We start from the raw sequence: 18,646 nt of genomic DNA on the forward strand, positions 1-18,646 counted from the left end.
GCGGGGGGGGGGGGGGGGGGGGGGCTCCCCCCCCCCCCCCGGCGCGGGGGGGGGGGGGCGGGCCCCCCCCCCCCCCCCCCCCCCCCCCCCCCCCCCCCCCCGACCCCCACCAAGAACGAAAGGCTGACCATGTGGGAAGGCTGTACCCCGGTCCTGGGGGCGGAGCCCGAACCGTCCCTCCACGAGATCACCGGCTGGGACATCCCCGGAGTGGGAGAGGTCGATGTCGAATCGCAGGGCTACCGGCTCACGGTGCACCCCTCTGACGGATCCCTGCACGTCGAGCTGGCGTTCTCGGGAACGTACGCCGAGTCGGAGACGACGCCCTACCGCAGGCTCGGTCCCGCACGCCTGGTCCTGAAAAGCGTGCGGTCCCTCGACACGGAGACCCCCGGCGCCGCAGACGGTTCGTGGTGGCAGCGTGTGCTGCGGGGCGACTCCCGCGACGAAATCCTGCGCATGACGTGGAACCAGGACGAGGACGTCCTGCACGTGAGGGAGGGCGGCACGCTACTGAGTTGCGCGGGCGGCAGCTGGCGCTGGCAGCTCGACACCTGACCGACGGGCACAGCCGTGCTCGCCCCGGCTGGCAGACGCCCCGCCGACGCTACCCGCTGCAGGGACCTGTCGCGGCAGCGGTTGGGGGATCACGGCCGAAGGCTCTCACTCCCGTCGAGGGGAAGCCGGCCTCCCTGCCGGCGAACATCCCTGCCGTGGATCACGGCCCCGCACGGTGCGGACCTGACCGTCGCGTTCTGTCCGGCTCGGTCGGGGCACGCGCTGATACAACTCTTGCGTGCCGACCCGACAAGCAGAGGAGGTCCCATGGGTGACTGGGGGACGGGAAACTTCGAGAACGACACGGCTTCGGACCATCTGTCGATCCTCACGGACCGGCTCATCAGCGAGGTCGCGGACGTGATGGCGGGTGACCCGGCCGGGATCGAGCCCGACGAGTACGGGGGCGTCGCGGTGCCGGCCAACCTGGAGCTGCTGAGTCTCTTGGCACGACAGGGCTATGTGGGGGCGTTGCTGCCCGAGGCCGAAGTGGTCGAGGGATGGAAGAAGACGTACATGGCGGTGTGGGAGAGCTACTACCTCGACAGGCCGGAAGTCTCATCGCGCTACAAGGACGAACGACGCGCAGTTCTGATTCGCACGTTCGACGACCTCGCCGAACTCAGGAGGAAGGAGGACTCAGACTGACACCAGCCCTAGAAAGGGCACTCACACGGCGTGCGGGACGAGCAGCGCCTGATGGGCACCGACCTGTCCCTCACCACGTCCGGGGTCATCACGGAGAGGGGCGCGGAGAGGGGCGGGGGGGGTCTGCACCATGGGCGGCTCCTCACCTACGGGCCGCCCCGCGCAGGTCGCGGCGGCCTCGGAACCGGTACTCGGAGCGCGCCCCTGTGGACGGAGTCCGGGCTGATGGCGTTCTCCGGAAATGGCCAGCGCCGCCCGCGCTGCTCGGATGGTTGTTCCGGCAAGGGGCGCTCGTCCGCAGGGGTGGTGTTGGGCCTGGGCGGACGTCATTCCCGCATCTGCTCGAAGTGGAAGGAGCGGATGAAGCAGTCTCGCGGCTGGCTGATCGCGAACAGGGTGCAGTCGAGCACGGACTGGGCGGTGAGCGGGTCGTCCACGGTCCGGGAAGCGTGGTCCCAGGTGGGGTCGAGTGGGTCGCCGTCCGTGAAGTCCGGCGGGTAGAGCGAGATGACACGGATGCCTTCGGGGCGGAGCCGGTGGGAGAGGATGTCCGCGAAGCCTGCCTGGGCGGCCTTGGCCGCGTAGAACGCGGGGTGCGCCTCGGAGCGATGGCTGCGGGCCTCCGCGGCCGAGGAGACCAGGTTGACCACGTCGGCGCCGCCGGAGGCGCGTAGCAGGGGGAGGAAGTGTTTGACCGTCAGCACCGTGCCGGTGCCTCCGGAGGCGATGGTGTCGGTGATCGCGTCGTCGTCGGCGTCCCACAGATCAGGGCCTACCAGGTAACGCGCGCCATTGTTGATCAGCACGTCCACCCGATCGGTGTGGGCGGTGATTCCTTCCGCGAAGGCCCGGATGGAGGCCGGGTCGGCCAGATCGCAGGCGAACGCGTCAGTCTTCGCCCCGCTGTCGGCCTCCACGGCATCGGCCACCGTCCGGGCGGCGGAAAGCGAACGCGCGGACACGAACACGCGGGCACCCGAGCGCCCCGCTTTCAAGGCCAACGCTCGCCCGAACCCACGCCCGGCCCCGGTCACCACAATCGTGCGTCCCGTGAGATCCACCCGCACCACCTCCTGCTGATCTGCTGAGCCACCGACGCTAGTCAGCAAGATCGGAAAGCACATGAGGCTGCGGCCCTACATCCCTCGACCGATGTCCATGTCCGTCTCGGGAGGGAACGAAGGTGAGCATGTCCGGGGAACCCGAGAGCAGCGGCAGTGCCACTGCGGCACGTGCTCCGCCCCGGCCGGACCTTTTTTCTGGCGTTTCGGCCGCAAGGGGCTCCAGTCGCTGCTGGACGCGATCGGCACCCCGCGCCGGGACGCCGCCCTCGCCCGCCGCGAGGCCGCCCGGGAAGAGGAACGGTGCCGTGAAGAGGGCAGGCGCTGCGGGTCGTCACCGATACCGGCGAGGCGCTGGTGACCGCCTGCGCGCCCGGAGCACAGGCACGCCGACCCGCTCCGTACGCGCAGGCCCGTACCGAGGGGTCCGGTCGGTGCGTACGGAGGCGTTCGACGCGTTGGAGTCCGGCCGGTGGGACCTGGTGGCCGCCATGTGGCAGGAGACCGACCTGCCGCTGCGGAAACCGCTGGCGCGTGCGCCCCTGTACTCACCCCTCTCAGCAGGGCGGGCGGAAGCCGTTCGCCGCCCTTCGGTTGCCTGCCGGGCCTCCCGCGCTGAGCAGTGCTGCTTCGGGGCGCGGTACCGGGATGTCACCGTTCAACAGGTAGGCGGGCGGGTCGATGACGGTGCCCGAGCCGTGCGGGGTGGCGTTCCGGACCGTGACACGGTCGAGGGGGAGGGGGGAGAGCACCTGCCGGTCGCGGACGAAGGCGACGAAGCTCTCGAAGTCCCGCTGATGACGGTAGGGCTCCCGGAAGCGGCTGAGCGCGGGATAGCCGTCCGAGGCGAGGAAGGTGTAGGAAGGGGCGGCCAGCCGGTACGAGCGGGCGAGGTCCAGCCGCTCACCGCCCACGAGGACATCGGCGGGGGAGACCCGGTCGCCGACCGGGCCCCGCGCGTCGAAGCTGTAACGCACGTTGTGCGAGACGGCCAGGGGTGCGAAGCGCAGCTCTCCCGAGGGGCCCAGGCTCCACTGCTCTTCGAGGGCGTCGTGGATCTGCTTCCCGGTGACCCAGGCGCCGACGATCGGATCGCCGAACCCCACCGCCTGCCATGCCTGGCCGAAGGTCACCGCCCCGTTCGAGGAGGTGTCGTGGACCAGATCGCCCGCGATGACGGTCTGGCCGATACGGGGCGCGACGGCGATCACCGCGAGTTCCGCCGGGACGTTGGGGTGGATGTTGCCGTTGTCGGTCGGGTCGGAGGGCTGCCGGCCCGCCCACAGCGCCCAGTCGGCGGCCAGGTCGCCCATGGTGCTCTCGCCCGCCCCGTTGCGGGTCCGCAGGAAGGAACCGGTCTGCCGTCCGATCCTGCTGCGTTCGCGCCCGGCGGCCTGCCCCGCCCAGTACCGGGCGACCTCCGCGAGCTCCGGGTGGGGGGTGATGTCCCGGGTGTTGGCGTGGTTGGTGGAGACGGTCAGCCCACGGACCACCTTGCCGGTGCTCGGGTCCAGGCGCAGACTGATCTCGTTGACGAGCTGCCCGTAACAGCCCGCCTCGACGAAGGGGCGTGGCACGCCGTTCGGGTCGGGGACCATCATGTTGAACCGGGTGTGCCAGTGGCCGGTGACGATCACGTCGATGTCGGGGGAGACCCGGAGCGCGAGGTCGAGGGCGGGCCCCGAGGGGTCGGATCCGCTGTTGAAGTCGGCGCCCGCGATCGCGCCGTCGTGCATGCTGAGGACGATCGCGTGGACGCCGCGCTTCTTGAGCAGCGCCGCGTACCGGTCGGCGGTGGCGACCTCGTCCAGGGTGGACAGGCCCGGCTGGAAGGAGGCGGGGAAGGACTCGAAACCGAGGGCGGTGAGGTGGATGAACCCGATCGGCAGCCGCCGCCCGTCCCGGGCGGTCACCCACTCGATGTTGTACGGCGGCAGGACGGTCCGCTCCGACCCGGCCCAGACGGTGTTGGCGCTGTAGTAGCGGAAACGGGCTCCGGCGAAGCGGCGGCCCGAGGAGTCGGTGAAGGAGGTGTCCCGGCCCTTCACAGGGAAGGGGACGCCCTGTTCCATGTGGCGCCGGATCATGTCCGGTGACTTGTCGAACTCGTGGTTGCCCGCCGTGGCGAAGTCCAGGCCCATGCGGTTGAGCGCCTCGATGGTCGGCTCGTCGGCGAAGGCGCCGGCGTCGAACTCCCACCCCGAGAAGAGGTCTCCGGGGGAGAAGAAGATCGAGTTCCGGCGGCCGGCGCGCAGCCGTTCGAGGTGTGCGGCCAGGTGGGCGACGCCCCCGACCGTGTAACTGCGGCCCCCGTTGCCGTAGATGACGGAGTGCCCGCCAGGAGCGGCCTGGAGGTAGCCGTGGAGGTCGGTGATGCTGAGGAGTTGTACGTCGACGTACTCGTCGGCGGTGGCGGCGTCCCGGGCCGCGTCCGTGGCGTAGGCGGGCACCTCGATGGCGAAGGTCGTCGCCACGGCCCCCATCTGGGTGAGGAAGGTACGGCGCCCGACACCCGGTGCTGTCCGGTGGGGAGTCCTGGATTTCTGTGACGTCACGGTGAGTATTCTTTCACTCACTCACCGCACTCGGGAAGGGTGGGTGCACGGGAAGCTCGCCGTGCCGAGGAGTTCTGCGGCCGGTGCCCCGTGCTCTTGCCGGGTCGGCGGGATGACGCACCGTCGAATGCCCGGCCGGTCGGATTCCGGACGCCGGAGTCCCTGCCTCCGTTTCGTCCCTGCCGTCCCCGCCTTCCCTGCCGTCCCCGCCGCCCCGTGCTCTCCGGGTGCGGTCCACTTTGTTCAATCGCCTTACAAAATCTGCTCAACGCTGTGCCAACTCCCGCCGGACGCTGGTGCGCGGGCGGGATCGTGGACGGAGGGCCGCCGGGGGGAGGTGGCATCGTGAACCAGGAACCGAGGAAGGGGAACCGCCCATGAAGATGAGCGGAGGACAGGGCCGGAGGGCGCGTGGCCTGGCCGGGTTCGCCGTGGTCGCGGTGCTGGCCGCTGCGGCGCCCACGGCTGCGGCTCAGACCGGCAGAGCCCATGCCGGTACGGCCTGGGAAGGTACGGCCCGGTCCGGCGCCGACCTGGTGGCGGTGGGTCCCGTAGGTCCCGTAGGTCCTCTGAGTCCCGTGGGGTCCGTGGGGCCTGTGAGTCCAGCGGGCCCGGTAGGCCCGCTGGTTTCCGGTGCCCCCAGGTCCGGGCTCGGGACCGGGGTGTTGTCGGGGCCGGTCGGAGGCGCGTGGCTCGCGCTGGCGGGCGGGCGCCTGGTGTACGGGCACGACGCGCAGGGCAACCGGGTGCCCGACTACTCGTTCGCGGGCTACGGCGGAGGCGGCGTGCCCCTGCCCCAGGCCCCGGTGAAGGTGACCGTGCCCGCTCCCGGCGGCGGCGACATGACCGCGACCGTGCAGGCCGCCATCGACCAGGTCTCCGCGCTGCCCCCCGGTAGCGGCGGCCTGCGGGGCGCGGTCCAGCTCTCGCCCGGCAGTTACCACATCGCCGGACAACTGCACCTCCGTACCGGCGGGGTGGTGCTCCGGGGCGCCGGAAGCAACGCCTCCGCCACCACGCTCGCCGCCACCGGGGCCTCCGTACGCACCCTGATCACCCTGGGCGGCACGGCGCAGTACACCACGGTCGGCGCGGTCGCGCAGGTCACCGACGCCTACGTACCGGTCGGAGCCACGACCCTCACCCTCAGCGACGCCACCGGGCTTTCGGTGGGCGACGAGGTGGTCGTGGAACGGCCGACGACCCAGGCGTGGATCGACGCGCTCGGCATGAACGGGGTCTGGACACCCAACTGGAGCCTGCGCTCCGAGCGGAGGATCACCGCCGTCCAGGGCGACCGGGTGACCCTCGACGTCCCCCTGACGACCGCCCTGGAGAAGCAGTACACCCAGGCGACCGTCTACCGCTACACCTTCCCCAGGATCGACCATGTCGGCATCGAGAACCTGAGCCTGGACGGTCAGGCCATGACCGCCGCCCCCGACTACGCGACCACCTTCTACAACGCCGCGCCCTGGGAGTTCGACGCCGTCCAGGACTCCTGGATCAGCAACGTCACCTGGCACCACTTCGGCGGCAGCGGCCAGACCGCGCTCGGCCCACAGAGCCGCCGCGTCTCGGTCCTGCACACCCAGGCCCTGGACATGGTCACCACGGACAGCTCCGCCCGCTCCGAGGCGTACCTCCTCCAAGGGCAGCAGAACCTGGTCCAGGACTGCGCCGTGACCGCACCGAAGGTCCACGCCTTCAGCACCTACGGCCGCCAGTCCGGGCCCAACGTCTTCTCCCGCTGCCGGGCCACCCTGGTCCAGGAGACCTACGACGCCGGCGGCCACCAGCGCTGGGGCAGCGGCACGCTCTACGACGGCGTGAGCGTCGACGGCTCGCTCCTGCTGGTCAACAACGGCACGCGCGGCTCCGGTCACGGCTGGTCGGACGTCAACAGCACCGCCTACAACTGCGTCACCCAGCAGTACGCGGTCCAGGAACCGCCCACCGCCCACAACTGGGCCTTCGGCTGCACCGGCACCCTGATGACGGGCAGCGACGGACAGGTCGTCTCCGACGGCACACACGTCACCCCGGACAGCCTCTACGTCCAGCAACTCCACGACCGCGGGAAGCAGTAACACCCGCCAAGGGGGATATCCCTGGCCGGGGGAGCGGTCACCGCCGGCACCTCGTCGAGCACGCCGCGACCCTCGGCGTCGACGTGGAGATCACCGCCCGCACCCCCGGCACCAGAGGCTTCACCCCCATCCCGTCTCCTCAGCAGTCTGCGGAGCCCTCGTCGATGAGTGGGGCGAGTCCGTCGAGGAGGCGTTGGAGGCCGAATTCGAAGAGGGCGTCGAGGTCGAGGTCGTAACCGGCCGTGGCGAGGCGGGAGAGCGCGGGGAACCGGCCGGTGGCCAGGATCGCCAGGAGCGCGGGCCCCTGGACGTCCATCCATTCCTCGCTGTCGAGGCCGCTGTGTGCCTCGGCTTCCCGCTCCGCTTCCAGGCTGACGGCGATTCCACGGGTGTAGTTGAGGAGCGTGAGGTGGGCGGTGAAGGCTGACTGCAGGTCGAGTCCGTGCGCGTGCAGTGTGGCAAGCGTCCACTCGCTGTACGGGAGCGCCGAAGCGATCATCTGAGGGCGGGTCACCGACAGAGCCGGAGCGAGCCACGGGTGGCGGCGGAACAGGCCCCAGAGCTGCCGGGCCGCCAGCTCGATCGCCTCCCGCCAGCACGCCGACGGGTCGGCGGGCAACGGATGCTCCGCCATGACCCTGTCCATCATCTGCGTCAGCAGGCCGTCCTTGTCGGCCACGTGCCGGTACAGCGACATCGTCGCCACCCCGAGCTCGGCGGCCACCCGGCGCATCGAGACCGCTGCCAGCCCCTCCGTGTCGGCGACCGTGACGGCTGTCTCGACGATCCGTCCGAGCGTGAGTGCCGCCTGGACCGAGGGCGCGTCGGTCGACCCGCCCGGGCGTGCGGCGGCAGCGGGCCGGACAGCCCGCACCGGGCGGCTCGGGGCCGCCACGACCGTCCCGACGCCCGGGACGGCGCGGACCATGCCCTCACGGCGCAGTTCGGAGAGCGCCTTGGTCGCGGTCGCCATGGCGACACCCCACTGCCGGGTGATCTCGCGGGTCGAAGGCACGCGATCGCCCGGCGCCAGTTTGCCCGTCTCGATCCGCCGCCGCAGTTCCGCGACGATCTGGAGGTAGCGCGGTGACGCCTGTCCGCCCACCGACACCCCTCCGCGCTAGTGCACCTGGATGGGGGCCATCCTAGCCACCGACGCCGGGCGATTCCCGCGCACCAGCACTTTCCTCACCCCTCCGCACTAGTGCATCACGCCCCAATACGTCATGCCCCAGTGGAAGTTCATGCTTGCGTACTGCTTTGCGTACGGCGTACTTTCACAGCATGCCGAACAACGAGATACTCATCTGCGGTGCCGGTATCGCAGGGCCCGCGCTGGCGTACTGGCTACGCCAGGGAGGCTTCACGGTCACGATCGTGGAGCGCGCGCCGGCACCCCGGCCCGGCGGGCAGACCGTGGATCTGCGCGGCGCCGGCCGCACCGTGGTCGAACGGATGGGCCTGATGGACCGGGCCAGGGCGGAGAGCGTGGACCAGCGCGGCCTCGCCCTCGTCGACACCGCCGGCCGGACCACCGCCCGCCTGCCCGCCGACGGTTTCGGCGGCGAGGGCATCGTCTCCGAGATCGAGATCCTCCGCGGTGACCTCGCCCGACTGCTGTACGAGGCCACCCTGCCGGGCACGGAGTACCTCTTCGACGACACCATCACCGAGATCGAGCAGGACGCGGACGGTGTCACCGTCACCTTCGAGAAGGCCGCGCCGCGCCGGTTCGCGCTCGTCGTCGGCGCGGACGGGCCGCACTCCGTGGTGCGGGCACTGTCCTTCGGACCAGAGCGCGACTTCGTCCACCCCATCGACCTCTACACGACGTGGTTCACCGCCCTCGACGGCCTGGAGCTCAACGGCTGGTTCCTGATGCACAATGCGCCCGGCGGCCTGGTCGTCTCCGCCCGGCCCGGCCGCCTCCCCGGCGAGATCAAGGCCGGCTTCAGCTTCCGCTCCCCACCGCTCGCCTATGACCGCCGCGATGTCGCCGCCCAACAGGAGCTCGTAGCGCGGCGCTTCAGCCACGTCGGCTGGGAGACCCCACGACTGCTGCGGGCGATGCGCACCGCCCCGGACTTCTTCTTCGACTCCATGGGCCAGGTCCGTCTCGACAACTGGTCGCGCGGCCGCGTGGCGCTGATCGGCGACGCCGGATACTGCGCGACCCCGCTGACCGGCCTCGGAACCAGCCTTGCCCTGGTCGGCGCGTACATCCTGGCCGGCGAGATCGCCGCTGCCGAGGGCGACCACCGCATCGCCTTCCGCCGCTACGACGAGGCGATGCGCCCGTACGTGAGCCAGGCCCAGCGACTGCCGCCCGGCGGAGCCGCCGGGTACGCGCCGTCGGGCCGTCTCGGCATCCGGCTGCGCGACCTCTCGATGCGGTCGATGAACCGCTGGCCGATGCGGAACCTGCTCGCCGCGCAGTTCGCCAAGGCCGGGGACATCACCCTGCCGCAGTACAGCTGAGGCGGCCGCCAGGGGGTCGCTTGGGATCGTTCAGGATCAGCCGTGCCTGCTCCAGCAGCCGGGCCAAGGGTCGTCACCTCCCCCTTTCCGACCTCTACGGTGCCGTCACCGCCGCCATCGGAGCCCTCAAGGGACCCTTCACGGCGGTGTCGACGAAGCCGTGCCGCATACGCTGAACGAGACCGGCGGCCCGGAGGGGCGGCGCGCCGTGGCTGGACGAGGCACTGGCGTCCAGGTGCGGGATCAGGGGCTTCGGCCGCCGCGTCCACAGGCATGGCGACTCACGCGTCCACAGGCACGGCGACTCCCGCGTCCCGATCACGCGGGAGGCCAGCGACCGCGTGGTCGGCCGTACGGCGGCCCCGGACGTCACTCGCCCGGCCACCCTCCACGCCGCCCTCGGGCACACCGTTCGAGGCTGATGTCGGCCGGTGCGAGCCAAGCGGTGGCAAAGGCGTCCCGAACGGGTGAGGAGGGGGTGCGTCGCCGCCGGTCCGACTCCCCCGTGCCGGACGATCGTCAACGCCGCGGGCCTCCCCGCGGCCTGAGAGCGACGGCTTCCCACGGCACCTCGGAAGGGCTGTCATGCGCGTTCTGCTCATCGCCAGCAGTGACAACAGTCTCACCCAGCGCGTTCTGGTCGAGCTGACCGACCGCGGGCACACCGTTCCCGTCGAGGTCACCCCCGACGGGGCCGCGGTGCGCGAGGCCGTGGTGCGTCATGCGCCCGATCTGGTCGTGGCCCCCATGCTGAAGACCGTCGTGCCGCGCGATGTGTGGACGGCGCACCGTTGCCTGATCGTGCACCCGGGGCCGGTCGGGGACCGAGGGCCTTCCTCGCTGGACCACGCGATCCTCGACGGGGTCGAGGAGTGGGGCGTCACCGTCCTCCAGGCCGACGAGGAGATGGACGCGGGCGACGTCTGGGCGTCCGCCACCTTCCGCGTCCCCGAGGTCGGCAAGAGCGACCTGTACCGCAACGAGCTCTCCGACGCCGCCGTGACCGCCGTGCTCCTCGCCGTGGAGAGGGTCACCGCCGGGGAGGCACCCTGCCCGCAGACCGGAGAGTTCCGGGCCCGTCCCGCGCTGCGGCAGGAGGAGCGCGGGATCTCCTGGGACGAGGACACCACCGAGACCGTCCTGCGCACCCTGCGGGCCGCCGACTCGCAGCCCGGCGTACCGGACCGGCTGCTGGGCACCGAGTGGTTCCTGCACGGCGGCCACGCGGAGGACGGTCTGCGCGGGCGGCCCGGCGCCCTCCTCGCCACCCGCGCGGGCGCGGTCTGCCGGGCCACCGTGGACGGCGCGGTGTGGATCCCCGAGCTCCGTGCCCGAAGCGCCCCCCATGGTCCGCGGGCCTGCAAGCTCCCGGCCACCCTGGCCCTCGCGGGCCGGCTGCCGCGGCTCCCCGACCTGAGGCCGCCCGCCGAACCGGCGCCGGGCCGACGGACCTGGTCCGACATCCGGTACCGCGAGCGGGGTCCGGTCGGTGTCCTGTCCTTCTCGTTCCCCGGCGGGGCGATGAGCACCGACCAGTGCCGCCGCCTCCTCGCCGCGTACGAGACCGCCCGCGCGCGCCCCACTTCCGTCCTGGTGCTCGGCGGGCAGCGCGACTTCTTCTCCAACGGCATCCACCTGAACGTCATCGAGGCCGCCGCCGACCCGGCCGCCGAGTCCTGGGCCAACATCAACGCCATGAACGACCTGGTCGAGGCGGTCCTCACCACGACCGACCGGCTCGTCGTGAGCGCGATCGGCGGCAACGCCGCCGCCGGCGGGGTCATGCTCGCCCTCGCCGCCGACGAGGTCTGGTGCCGCTCGGGGACGGTGCTCAACCCGCACTACCGGCGCATGGGCCTGTACGGATCCGAGTACTGGACCCGCACCCTGCCCGGGAGGGTCGGCGAGGCCATGGCCGTGCGCCTCACCGAGGAGGCCCGGCCGGTGTCCGCCGCGGCGTCGCTCGACATGGGTCTGGTCGACCGGGTCGTCGACACCGGACCCGGGGAGTTCGCCGCCGAGATCACCCGATCGGCCCTCCGGCTGGCATCGCGTGGCGGTCTCCAGCCGCGGATCGCGGCGAAGAAGGCGGAACGCGAGCGCGCGGAGTCCGTCGCACCCCTTGCGGCCCACCGGGAACACGAGCTCTCCAGGATGCGGGCGATCTTCGACGATCCCGCCGCGAGCTACCACGCGCGTCGCCGGGCGTTCGTCCGGAAGGAGGCCTCCGGGGTCGAGCCTCCGGACGGCCCGGGTGCGGGCGGGGGCGGATCGGCCGACTGTTGAGCGAGACCCCGGCCCGAAATGAGGCCTCCGCCCCATCCTCCTCAGGAGGCGACCCATGAGCGCAGCAACGCCGGTCCCGGTCGAGGACCAGGGTGCCGTACCCGGCAGCGAAGAGAAGCCGATCCACATCCTCTGGATCAACGCGGGCCTGAGCTGTGACGGCGACTCCGTGGCTCTGACCGCCGCCATGCAGCCCAGCATCGAGGAGATCGCCCTCGCCGGGCTGCCCGGGCTGCCCAGGATCGCGGTCCACTGGCCGCTGATCGACTTCGAGTGCGGTCCGGTGGGCGGCGCCGACACGTTCATCGAGTGGTTCTTCAAGGGGGAACGGGGCGAGATCGACCCGTTCGTGCTGGTCGTCGAGGGATCCATCCCCAACGAGGCCATCAAGCAGGAGGGCTACTGGAGCGGATTCGGCGACGATCCGGAGACCGGTCAGCCCATCACCACCAGCGAGTGGATCGACCGGCTGGCGCCCAAGGCACTCGCCGTGGTCGCGATCGGCACCTGTGCCACGTACGGCGGCATCCACGCCATGGCGGGGAACCCGACCGGAGCGATGGGCCTGCCGGACTACCTCGGCTGGGACTGGAAGTCGCACGCCGGCATCCCCATCGTGTGCGTGCCCGGCTGCCCCATCCAGCCGGACAACTTCGCGGAGACGCTGACCTACCTGCTCTACCAGGCGGTCGGCTCCGCGCCCATGATCCCGCTCGACGACAAGCTCCGCCCCACCTGGCTCTTCGGCGCGACCGTGCACGAGGGCTGCGACCGGGCCGGCTACTACGAGCAGGGCCAGTTCGCCTCGACGTACGACTCGCCCAAGTGCCTGGTCAAGCTCGGCTGCTGGGGCCCGGTCGTCAAGTGCAACGTCCCCAAACGCGGCTGGATCAACGGGGTCGGCGGCTGTCCGAACGTCGGCGGCATCTGCATCGCGTGCACCATGCCCGGATTCCCGGACAAGTTCATGCCGTTCATGGACGAACCCCCCGGCGGCAAGGTCTCCAGCACCGCCAGCGGCGTGTACGGCTCCGTCATCCGCCGCCTGCGGACCATCACGGCCAAGACCGTGGACAAGGAGCCGAAGTGGCGGCACACCGGCGAGCGCATCACCACCGGCTACCGGCCGCCCTGGTGACCGGCGACCGCACCGCGCCACCCCCGCAGAACCCCCCACCCACCCCACTGTTCGCGCAGACGAAGAGTTGACGAAGGGCATCGCAGCGACCATGGCATCTCCAGCGAAGACGACGGGTGACGGCTCCGGCCTCGTGGAGATGGCCTGGGACCCCATCACCCGGATCGTGGGCAGCCTCGGCATCCACACGAAGATCGATTTCAAGCAGAAGCGCGTCGCGGAGTGCTACAGCACGTCCTCCGTCTTCCGCGGCTACAGCGTCTTCATGCGGGGCAAGGACCCCCGTGACGCGCACTTCATCACCAGCCGCATCTGCGGCATCTGCGGCGACAACCACGCCACCTGCTCCGTGTACGCGCAGAACATGGCGTACGGCGTGAAGCCGCCGCACCTCGGTGAGTGGATCATCAACCTCGGCGAGTCCGCGGAGTACATGTTCGACCACAACATCTTCCAGGAGAACCTGGTCGGGGTCGACTACTGCGAGAAGATGGTCCGCGAGACCAACCCCGGTGTCCTGGAGCTCGCCGAGCGCACCGAGGCGCCCCACGCCGCCGAGCACGGCTACCGCACGATCGCGGACATCATGCGCTCCCTCAATCCCCTCGAAGGAGAGTTCTACCGCGAGGCGCTCCAGGTCAGCCGCTACACCCGGGAGATGTTCTGCCTCATGGAGGGGCGGCATGTCCACCCCTCCACCCTCTACCCCGGCGGTGTCGGCACGGTCGCGTCCGTGCAGCTGTTCACCGACTACATGAGCCGTCTGATGCGGTACGTGGAGTTCATGAAGAGGGTCGTCCCGCTCCACGACGACCTCTTCGACTTCTTCTACGAGGCCCTGCCCGGCTACGAGGAGGTCGGCCGCCGCCGCGTGCTGCTCGGCTGCTGGGGCGCCCTCAACGACCCCGATCACTGCGACTTCACCTACGCCAACATGACCGACTGGGGCCGGCGGATGTTCGTCACCCCCGGCGTCGTCGTCGACGGCAAACTGGTGACCAACGACCTCACCGAGATCAACCTCGGACTCCGCATCCTGCTCGGCAGCTCGTACTACGAGGACTGGCAGGGCCAGGAACAGTTCGTCACCCACGATCCGCTGGGCAACCCGATCGACCCGCGCCACCCGTGGAACCAGCACACCATCCCCGCCCCGCAGAAGCGGAACTTCGACGACAAGTACAGCTGGGTCATGTCCCCGCGCTGGTTCGACGGCACGGACCACCTGGCACTGGACACCGGCGGCGGCCCCCTCGCGCGCCTGTGGTCCACCGCGCTCTCCGGCCTCGTCGACATCGGCTACATCAAGGCCACCGGGCACAGCGTCGTCATCAACCTGCCCCGGACGATGACCAAGCCGGAGACCACCTTCGAGTGGAAGATCCCCCGGTGGAGCAACGCCCTGGAGCGCAACCGCGCCCGGACCTACTTCCAGGCGTACGCGGCCGCCGTCGCCCTGCACTGCGCCGAGAAGGGCCTGGAGGAGGTCCGCGCCGGACGCACGCAGACGTGGGAGAAGTTCGAGGTGCCCGACGAGTCCATCGGCGTCGGCTTCACCGAGGCCGTACGGGGTGTCCTCTCGCACCACATGGTCATCAGGGACGGCAAGATCGCCAACTACCACCCGTATCCGCCGACGCCGTGGAACGCCTCCACCCGGGACACGTTCGGCACCCCCGGTCCGTACGAGGACGCCGTGCAGAACACCCCGATCTTCGAGGAGAACCCGCCCGAGAACTTCAAGGGCATCGACATCATGCGTGCCGTGCGCAGCTTCGACCCCTGTCTGCCGTGCGGCGTCCACATGTACACGGGCAACGGCAGGACCGTGAAGCAGATGCACCTGCCCACCGGCCTGAGCGGTCTGGGCGGATGAGCACGACCACCGCCGAACAGGCGGGCCGACGGGTCGAGGAGGTCCTGGACCTGCTGGCCGAGAAGGGCGACGCCGAGGCATCCGCCGCCGCAGAGGAGGTCGTACGCGTCCTCATGGAGTTCTACGGCAGCGGCATCGCCCGTGTGGTCGAGCTTCTCGGGCGTCCCGAGTCCCGCCCGCCCGCCGACCCCCTGGGCCCGCTGCTCGCGGACGACCTCGTCGCGAGCCTGCTCAACCTGCACGGACTGCACCCCGAGGACGCGCCGACCCGCATCGGACGCGCCCTGTCCGCGCTGCCGCAGCCCGTGGAGAACGCGGGCTTCGACCCGGTGACCGGCGTGCTGCGGCTGCGGGTCACCGCCTCGACCGGCTGCGGTTGCTCCGGCACCCAGGAATCCGTCCGGCAGGCGGCCGTGGACGCCCTCGCCTGCTTCGCCCCCGAGGTGACCGGGGTCGAGCTGGAGAGCGGTGCACGTGAACCGGCGCTGCTCCAGATCGGCACCCGTCCGTCGCTCGCGGGCGCGGACGGCCGCTCATCGGCCGCCCGGTGAACGGGCCGCCGAACAGCGCCGTGCGGCCCCAGAGGCCCACCGGCCTGCGCCGGTTCACCACCCCCCGCCCGCCCCGCGAGGAGCGCTGCGAACTGTGCGGCGCCCCGCTGGCCACCGAGGAGCGGCACCCGCACCTCGTCGACACCGAGAAGCGGGCCCTGGTCTGCGCCTGTGGCCCGTGCGCGCAGCTCATGGACCGCTCCGCCGCCTCCCCGGGACGGTTCCGGGCGGTCCCGGGACGCTTCCTGAGCGACCCGGGCCACCGGATCGACGACCGGACCTGGGAGTCGCTGCGCATCCCCGTCTCGGTCGCGTTCCTCTTCCGCAATTCCTCCCTCGACCGGCCGGTGGCGCTCTACCCGAGCCCCGCCGGCGCCACGGAGAGCGAACCGGGCGAAGATGCCTGGCGGTCCGTCCTCGACGCCACCCGCCTCGCCGACCACCTCGAACCCGACGTGGAGGCCCTGCTGCTGCGCCGCCACGAGGGCCGCACCGAGTGCTTCCTCGTACCGGTCGACCTCTGCTACGAACTGGTGGGCCGCATGCGACTGCACTGGCAGGGCTTCGACGGAGGCGCGGAGGCACGGGCGGACCTCGACGACCTCTTCGCCCGCGTCCGCGGCCTGGCCCGCGAACCGCAGGGGAGCCGGCCGTGACCGAGTTCTCCTTCAGCTGCTCCGGAGTCCGCGCCGACGCCTACGCGGCCGGACCCACGCTCGTGTTCCGGCTGCGGATCACCGCCACCGGCGGCACCCGGGTCCACGCCATGGCCCTGCGCTGCCAGATCCGCGTCGAACCCGCCCGGCGCGGCTACGACGACCACGAGGCCGCCGCCCTCGGCGACCTCTTCGGCGAACGCTCCCGGTGGGGCAGCACCCTCAACCCGGTCCAGTTCGCCCATGCCTCCGTCATGGTGCCCGGCTTCACCGACGCGATCGAGACCGACCTCGTCGTGCCGTGCACCTACGACACCGACATCGCCGCGTCCCGCTACCTCCGGGCGCTCACCGACGGCGACGTCCCGCTGCTCCTGCTCTTCTCCGGCACCGCCTTCACCGGCGCCGGCGGCTTCCACGTCGAACCCGTGCCCTGGGACAAGGAGGTCTCCCACCGCATGCCCGTGAAGGTCTGGCACGAGATGATCGACCAGCACTTCCCCGGCTGCGGATGGATCCGGCTCCCGGGCGACGCGATGGACGCCCTGCTCGCCTACCGCTCCCGCCGGGCCCTCCCGTCGTGGGAGGCCACCGTCGAGTCCCTGCTCGAAGCGGCGGGGGAGAGGACACGATGACCACGCTCCCCTTCACCCCCGCCACCGAGGCGCGGTTCGCCGTCGCCCGGCACGTCGCCGACGCCGTCCTCTTCGAGGGCTACGTCCTCTACCCGTACCGCGCGTCCGCCGCGAAGAACCGGCTCCGCTGGCAGTTCGGGGTCCTCGTGCCGCCGTCCTGGAGCGCCGCCGCCGAGGAGCACGACTTCCAGCTCACCGAATGCCTCATGGAGCCCAGGACCGGCGCCGAACTCGCCGTGGAGGTACGGTTCCTGCGCGCCCAGCGACGCAGCGTCGAAGAGCGGCGCGAGGACGGCACCTTCGCCCCGACCGGCGAACTCCGCCTGCCCGACCGGGTGCTGGTGCCCTGGGACGAGGGCGTCGAGGAACGCGTCACCCTCACCGTGCCCGTCAGCGACCTGCGGGGCGACGGCACCGTCCGGCCCTTCACCCGGCCCGCCGCCGAGGAGACGGAGGAGGTCACCGACGTCGACGGACGCGTCCTCGGCAGGCTCGTGCGCCGCCGCGAGGAGATCAGCGGCGCCCTGCGGGTCTCGGCGGCCGAACTCGATGGCCCGTACCGGGTCGAGCGGCTCTCGGTCACGGTGGAGAACACCAGCGGGTGGACCGCCGAGCGGGACACCGACCGCCATGCGGCCCTGCCCCACTCCCTCGTCGCCACCCACACCCTGCTCCGCCTCCACGGCGGCTCGTTCCTGTCGATGACCGACCCGCCGGAGTGGGCGAAGGGCGCCGTCGCGGCCTGCCGCAACCTGCACACCTGGCCCGTCCTGGCCGGCGAACCCGGCCGCGACGACCTCATGCTCTCCTCCCCGATCATCCTGGAGGACCACCCGGCCATCGCGCCGGAGAGCCCCGGCGCCCTCTACGACGCGACCGAGATCGACGAGATCCTCGCCCTGCGCACGGCGGCCCTCACCGACGAGGAGAAGCGCGAGGCCAGGGGGACCGACGCCCGCGCGGCGGCGGTGATCGAACTGGCGGACACCATGCCCCCCGAAGTCCTCGAACGCCTGCACGGAGCGGTACGGAGCCTCCGGAGCGTCACCGGGTCCCCGAATCCCACCCGGAGCATCCTCGAACCGGAGACGCCCTGGTGGGACCCCGGCGGCGACACCGGTGTCGATCCGGGCAGCGACCACGTCCTCGTCGACGGACGCGCCGTCCGCGCGGGCAGCAGGGTCGTCCTGCGCCCACGCCTCCGCCGCACGGACGCCCAGGACCTGTTCCTCGACGGGCGCGGTGCCGTGGTCGAGGCGGTCCTCCACGACGTCGACGGCGGAGTCCACATCGCGGTGACCGTGGAGGACGACCCGGGCGCCGACATCCGCCGCGAACAGGGCCGCTTCCTCTACTTCCAGCCCGACGAGGTCGAAGCCCTGGAGGACGTGTGAACGGCCCCGCGCCCGGCGCCCGGGCGCCCCGCACCCTCGTGGCCGGGGTGGGCAACATCTTCCTCGGAGACGACGGCTTCGGCGTGGAGACCCTGCGGCGGCTCACCCGCGAGGAACTCCCCGCCTCCGTCGAGCTGACCGACGTCGGGGTCCGGGGCGTCCACCTCGCCTACGAGCTCCTCGAAGGCTGGGACACCCTCGTCCTCGTGGACGTCACCGCACGCGGCGGCGAACCCGGGACGCTCTATCTGATCGACGCCTCGGCGGCCGAAGACCGCGGCACGGAGCCCGCGCCGCTCGACGGTCACCGGATGACCCCCGACGCCGTCCTCGCCCTGCTCGACACCCTCTGCGCGGGAACCGGGGCCGCGCCGCCCCGGCGGATCCTCGTCGTCGGCTGCGAACCGGCCTGCCTGGACGAGGGGATCGGGCTCAGCCCGCAGGTCGCCGCGGCCGTCCCCGAGGCAGTGCGCATGGTGACCGAACTGGTCCGCCAGGAAGCCGTCGTATGAAGACCGAAACGGAGAGCAGCATGCACAGGAACGTCCTCGGCGCCGCAGTCGCCGCCACCGCGGCTCTGGCCGCGCTGGCCGTCGTCGTCGCGGTCCTCCCCGACCTCCGGCGCTATCTGCGCATCAGCAGGATGTGACATCCCCTCGGGCGCGGTGGCGGCTGCACCGAACGGACGACACCTCCGTACGGTCCCGGCGCGCCGGGCGC

At 71.5% G+C, this 18,646-nt stretch carries 16 protein-coding genes and 2 pseudogenes; 15 read left to right on the forward strand and 3 right to left on the reverse strand.

The annotated features are described in order from the left end of the window. Positions 1-129 precede the first annotated feature (129 nt). Positions 130-558, forward strand: a complete 429-nt coding sequence (locus ACIRQY_RS22630) for a hypothetical protein (protein WP_403928389.1) — start codon at positions 130-132, stop codon at positions 556-558. 267 nt (positions 559-825) lie between these two features. Then, the gene (locus tag ACIRQY_RS22635) at positions 826-1,206 is read left to right on the forward strand and encodes a DUF4259 domain-containing protein (protein WP_403928392.1); all 381 of its coding nucleotides are present in this window, start codon (positions 826-828) and stop codon (positions 1,204-1,206) included. A 326-nt stretch (positions 1,207-1,532) separates the two neighbouring features. Here the strand turns inward: ACIRQY_RS22635 and ACIRQY_RS22640 are convergent, their stop codons facing one another. Together ACIRQY_RS22640 and ACIRQY_RS22645 are read right to left on the reverse strand one after the other, a co-directional pair. After that, positions 1,533-2,267: an SDR family NAD(P)-dependent oxidoreductase gene (locus tag ACIRQY_RS22640; RefSeq protein ID WP_351794132.1), complete on the reverse strand. Its 735-nt coding sequence runs from the start codon at positions 2,265-2,267 to the stop codon at positions 1,533-1,535. A gap of 557 nt (positions 2,268-2,824) precedes the next feature. Beyond that, positions 2,825-4,750 carry a bifunctional metallophosphatase/5'-nucleotidase gene (locus ACIRQY_RS22645; RefSeq protein ID WP_403928701.1) on the reverse strand — a complete coding sequence of 642 codons (1,926 nt, stop codon included), beginning with the start codon at positions 4,748-4,750 and terminating at the stop codon, positions 2,825-2,827. Positions 4,751-5,484: 734 nt separating this feature from the next. On the opposite strand from ACIRQY_RS22645, the gene ACIRQY_RS22650 reads away from it, so the two are divergent. Continuing rightward, positions 5,485-6,912 (forward strand): peptidoglycan-binding protein, encoded by a 1,428-nt coding sequence (locus ACIRQY_RS22650; RefSeq protein ID WP_403928395.1) that lies wholly within the window; start codon positions 5,485-5,487, stop codon positions 6,910-6,912. A 35-nt stretch (positions 6,913-6,947) separates the two neighbouring features. Continuing rightward, positions 6,948-7,046: pseudogene (locus tag ACIRQY_RS22655) on the forward strand (IS5/IS1182 family transposase); the annotation flags it as partial. Between the two features lie 5 nt (positions 7,047-7,051). Here ACIRQY_RS22655 and ACIRQY_RS22660 read toward each other — a convergent pair. Further along, entirely contained in the window at positions 7,052-8,017 is a 966-nt protein-coding gene (locus ACIRQY_RS22660; RefSeq protein ID WP_403928398.1) for a TetR/AcrR family transcriptional regulator C-terminal domain-containing protein, read from the reverse strand. Positions 8,018-8,196: 179 nt separating this feature from the next. Here ACIRQY_RS22660 and ACIRQY_RS22665 point away from each other — a divergent pair, with 179 nt between their 5' ends. The 11 genes and pseudogenes from ACIRQY_RS22665 to ACIRQY_RS22715 all read left to right on the forward strand — a co-directional run bounded on the left by ACIRQY_RS22665 (position 8,197) and on the right by ACIRQY_RS22715 (position 18,575). Beyond that, positions 8,197-9,390 carry an FAD-dependent monooxygenase gene (locus tag ACIRQY_RS22665; protein ID WP_403928400.1) on the forward strand — a complete coding sequence of 398 codons (1,194 nt, stop codon included), beginning with the start codon at positions 8,197-8,199 and terminating at the stop codon, positions 9,388-9,390. Positions 9,391-9,473: 83 nt separating this feature from the next. Next, positions 9,474-9,803, forward strand: a pseudogene (locus tag ACIRQY_RS22670) (citrate/2-methylcitrate synthase); the annotation flags it as partial. A 172-nt stretch (positions 9,804-9,975) separates the two neighbouring features. Beyond that, complete coding sequence (locus tag ACIRQY_RS22675) at positions 9,976-11,676, forward strand: enoyl-CoA hydratase-related protein (protein ID WP_403928403.1); 1,701 nt, start codon at positions 9,976-9,978, stop codon at positions 11,674-11,676. Between the two features lie 55 nt (positions 11,677-11,731). Continuing rightward, on the forward strand, positions 11,732-12,814 hold the full coding sequence (locus ACIRQY_RS22680) for a hydrogenase expression protein HypE (protein ID WP_403928406.1): 1,083 nt from the start codon (positions 11,732-11,734) through the stop codon (positions 12,812-12,814). Positions 12,815-12,905: 91 nt separating this feature from the next. Next, positions 12,906-14,690, forward strand: a complete 1,785-nt coding sequence (locus ACIRQY_RS22685) for a nickel-dependent hydrogenase large subunit (protein ID WP_403928409.1) — start codon at positions 12,906-12,908, stop codon at positions 14,688-14,690. Continuing rightward, complete coding sequence (locus ACIRQY_RS22690) at positions 14,687-15,241, forward strand: hypothetical protein (protein WP_403928412.1); 555 nt, start codon at positions 14,687-14,689, stop codon at positions 15,239-15,241. Before ACIRQY_RS22685 ends, ACIRQY_RS22690 begins: the two co-directional genes overlap by 4 nt. Before the next feature lie 20 nt (positions 15,242-15,261). Beyond that, positions 15,262-15,897: a DUF5947 family protein gene (locus tag ACIRQY_RS22695; protein ID WP_403928415.1), complete on the forward strand. Its 636-nt coding sequence runs from the start codon at positions 15,262-15,264 to the stop codon at positions 15,895-15,897. Continuing rightward, complete coding sequence (locus tag ACIRQY_RS22700; protein WP_351794105.1) at positions 15,894-16,532, forward strand: DUF6084 family protein; 639 nt, start codon at positions 15,894-15,896, stop codon at positions 16,530-16,532. Before ACIRQY_RS22695 ends, ACIRQY_RS22700 begins: the two co-directional genes overlap by 4 nt. After that, positions 16,529-17,926, forward strand: a complete 1,398-nt coding sequence (locus ACIRQY_RS22705) for a hypothetical protein (protein WP_403928418.1) — start codon at positions 16,529-16,531, stop codon at positions 17,924-17,926. The genes ACIRQY_RS22700 and ACIRQY_RS22705 overlap by 4 nt, the downstream gene beginning before the upstream one ends. Continuing rightward, positions 17,923-18,438, forward strand: a complete 516-nt coding sequence (locus ACIRQY_RS22710) for a hydrogenase maturation protease (RefSeq protein ID WP_403928421.1) — start codon at positions 17,923-17,925, stop codon at positions 18,436-18,438. The genes ACIRQY_RS22705 and ACIRQY_RS22710 overlap by 4 nt, the downstream gene beginning before the upstream one ends. Beyond that, positions 18,435-18,575, forward strand: a complete 141-nt coding sequence (locus tag ACIRQY_RS22715) for a DUF6893 family small protein (RefSeq protein WP_351794096.1) — start codon at positions 18,435-18,437, stop codon at positions 18,573-18,575. The genes ACIRQY_RS22710 and ACIRQY_RS22715 overlap by 4 nt, the downstream gene beginning before the upstream one ends. Positions 18,576-18,646 lie beyond the last annotated feature (71 nt).

Source organism: Streptomyces sp. NPDC101490 (assembly GCF_044767145.1).
Taxonomy (GTDB): domain Bacteria; phylum Actinomycetota; class Actinomycetes; order Streptomycetales; family Streptomycetaceae; genus Streptomyces.